We start from the raw sequence: 638 nt of genomic DNA on the forward strand, positions 1-638 counted from the left end.
CAGGGCAAGATCATGAACTTTACCTTGACATAAATTTATGATCTTATACTGCTTTTTAAATTAAGCAGCCCAATCATGTCAGCCAACACGTTATTCGAACACTTCTCTTCCATTGATGACCCTCGCCAGCAAGGCAAAGTGCAACACCCATTATTCGATATTCTGTTTCTTACTATCAGTGCCGTAATCGCAGGTTGCCAAGGTTGGGAAGAAATAGAAGACTTTGCTCATGACAAACTATCTTGGTTACGTAAGTTTATAGCACTTTCGAACGGTGTGCCGCGGCACGACACGATTGCAAGAGTTATAAGCCGAATCGATATGACTCAATTTCAAGCCAGTTTCTCTCAATGGATGCAAAGCTGCAGCGAGCTCACAGACGGCAGTGTGGTTGCAATAGATGGAAAAAGGCTAAAAGGTTCATTTAAACAGCCAGATAGAAAAGATGCCATCCACATTGTCAGTGCGTTTGCCTGTGAAAATGGCGTGACATTAGGTCAGTGTAAGACCGACTCGAAGTCCAATGAAATCACCGCAATCCCAGAGTTGCTAAAGTTATTAGAGCTAAAAGATTGCTTAGTGACCATTGATGCAATGGGCTGTCAAAAGGAGATTGCGAAGCAAATTATAGAAAAAGA

The 638-nt window shown here is 42.2% G+C and carries 1 protein-coding gene; it reads left to right on the forward strand.

The annotated features are described in order from the left end of the window. Positions 1 to 75 precede the first annotated feature (75 nt). On the forward strand, positions 76 to 638 hold a 563-nt coding region (locus tag CWC18_RS05460; protein ID WP_138674869.1), incomplete at its 3' end, for an ISAs1 family transposase.

The sequence above is a fragment of the Pseudoalteromonas aurantia genome (assembly GCF_005886875.1).
GTDB classification, from domain to species: domain Bacteria; phylum Pseudomonadota; class Gammaproteobacteria; order Enterobacterales; family Alteromonadaceae; genus Pseudoalteromonas; species Pseudoalteromonas aurantia_A.